This is a genomic window from Syntrophomonas sp. UBA5494, assembly GCF_002426325.1.
In genome coordinates, this window is sequence record NZ_DIPG01000148.1 from 11,613 (window position 1) to 13,784 (window position 2,172).

Consider the following 2,172-nt stretch of genomic DNA (forward strand, 5'->3'; position numbering starts at 1 on the left):
AAACGCAAACAGCGTGAAGAATATGTCAATGAATTGATCGAACAAATCCGCTCCGGCCTCGATCAGATCGGAATAAAGGCGGAAATCAAAGGGCGTCCCAAAAACATCTACAGCATTTACAAGAAGATGATCAAACAGGGCAAGGATATCGATGAGATCTACGACAAAATCGCCATCCGGGTAATCGTCGACGACATCCGGCAGTGCTATGGGGTTTTGGGGATTATCCACACCATGTGGAAGCCTATCCCGGGGCGCTTCAAAGACTATATCGCCACTCCCAAGGCCAATATGTACCAGTCTCTCCACACCACCTTGATAGGCAAAGGGGGAGAGCCTTTTGAGGTGCAGATCCGCACCTTGGAGATGCACCGCATCTCAGAATATGGCATCGCCGCCCACTGGCGCTATAAAGAGGGGGACAGCAACCGGGAGCGCAAACTCGATGAAAAACTGTCCTGGCTGCGCCAAATTCTGGAATGGCAGCAGGATATCAAAGATACCGATGAGTTCATGGAATCCCTCAAAATAGATCTGTTCGACGATACGGTTTTCGTATTCACTCCCAAAGGAGCGGTCATCGAGCTGCCCAAAGGTTCCTGCCCGGTGGATTTTGCCTACCGGGTTCATACCGAAGTAGGTCATCAATGCACCGGAGCGCGGGTCAACGGACGTATAGTACCCCTGGATTACACCTTGAACAACGGTGAAATTGTTGAAATAATCACTTCTAAAAGCTCCCCCGGACCATCCAAAGACTGGCTTAATTTCATTAAAACCTCCTCTGCCAAAAGCCGCATCAAAGCCTGGTTTAAGCGGGAAAAGCGTCAGGTCAACATCATGCGCGGCCACGAGATGCTGGAAAAGGACCTGAAAAAGAAACACCTCGATCCCCGCGAACTGCTCAAAGAAGAGAAATTGACGGATATTGCCAAGCGCTTCGGATACACTACCGTTGACGATCTTTTAGCCGCGCTGGGGGACGGGGCTTTAACCGTCAATCAGGTTATCAATAAACAAAAAGAGCTTTATTTCCAAGATGCCAGCGTTGAGGATATTTTCAAATCCAACCTGAATCGCCCTTCATCCCATGCCGATAAAGAAACCAGGGCATTGCGCATCAAAGGTGTGGATGAGGTGGCCACACGCCTGGCTCGTTGCTGTAACCCCTTGCCTGGAGACCAGGTTTTGGGTTATATTACCAGAGGACGGGGAGTATCCGTACATCGTCAGGACTGTCCCAATATGCATAATTATATGCAAAGTGAACCGGACCGTATTATCGAGGTGGAGTGGGCGGACGACCGGGGCGTTTATGGGGTGGAACTGGAGGTTCGGGCCATGGACCGTCCGCGCCTTACCACCGATGTCATGATTGTTATCGCCGATACCAAAATCCATATAAACTCGGTTTATTCTCGGATTACCAAGAACAACCGGGTGATTATGAACTTTAAGCTGGAGATAAAAGATATGAGCCACTTACAGGCCGTGATCCAAAGGATTCAAAAGGTTAAAGACGTAATGGATGTGAAACGGGTATTGCCGGGCGAGTACAGGGGAGATTAGATGAGAGCGGTGGTACAGCGTACAGTATCCAGCCGGGTGATGGTTGAAGGCCAGGTTATAGGCGCCATCGGACTGGGATTGACAGTGTTGCTGGGTATTAAAAAAGGGGATACCTCGGAGGATGCTGACTACTTGATGGATAAAATCGTTAATCTACGGATTTTTCCCGACCAAGACGGCAAGATGAACCTCTCGCTACAAGATGTTGCCGGAGGGGTCTTGTTGATCAGTCAGTTCACCCTGTACGGGGATGCCCGCAAAGGGCGCAGACCAAGCTTTACCGAAGCCGGTCTGCCTGAACAAGCCCGGCCGCTGTTTGATTATTGTGTCGAAAACTTGCGCCTGAAGGGTTTAGAAGTTCAAACCGGGGAATTCGGGGCCGAAATGCAGGTAGATATATGTAACGACGGGCCCTGCACCATTTTGCTGGATAGCTTTAGAGCATTTTGATAAGGAGGAAGAACATTGATTCTCAAGCGCGTTGAAGTTAGTTCTATGGCAGTCAACTGTTATATTGTGGGCTGTGAGGAAACCAAAGAGGTGGCGGTAATCGATCCCGGCGGCAACGCCCGGGGTATCCTCAAAGTCTTGGAGGATAATGGT

The 2,172-nt window shown here is 49.8% G+C and carries 2 protein-coding genes; both read left to right on the plus strand.

Translation table 11 applies throughout. From position 1 onward, the window contains the following. Nucleotides 1–1,569, plus strand: a 1,569-nt coding sequence (locus B3W37_RS16635) for a RelA/SpoT family protein (RefSeq protein WP_483176485.1), incomplete at its 5' end; no start/stop codon positions are given. Next, complete coding sequence (dtd, locus tag B3W37_RS16640) at nt 1,570–2,019, plus strand: D-aminoacyl-tRNA deacylase (RefSeq protein WP_483168554.1); 450 nt, start codon at nt 1,570–1,572, stop codon at nt 2,017–2,019. Nucleotides 2,020–2,172: the final 153 nt, after the last annotated feature.

Coding starts and splice junctions, on each gene's coding strand:
- dtd (WP_483168554.1), top strand. CDS start 1,570: ATGAGAGCGGTGGTACAGCGTACAGTATCCAGCCGGGTGATGGTTGAA.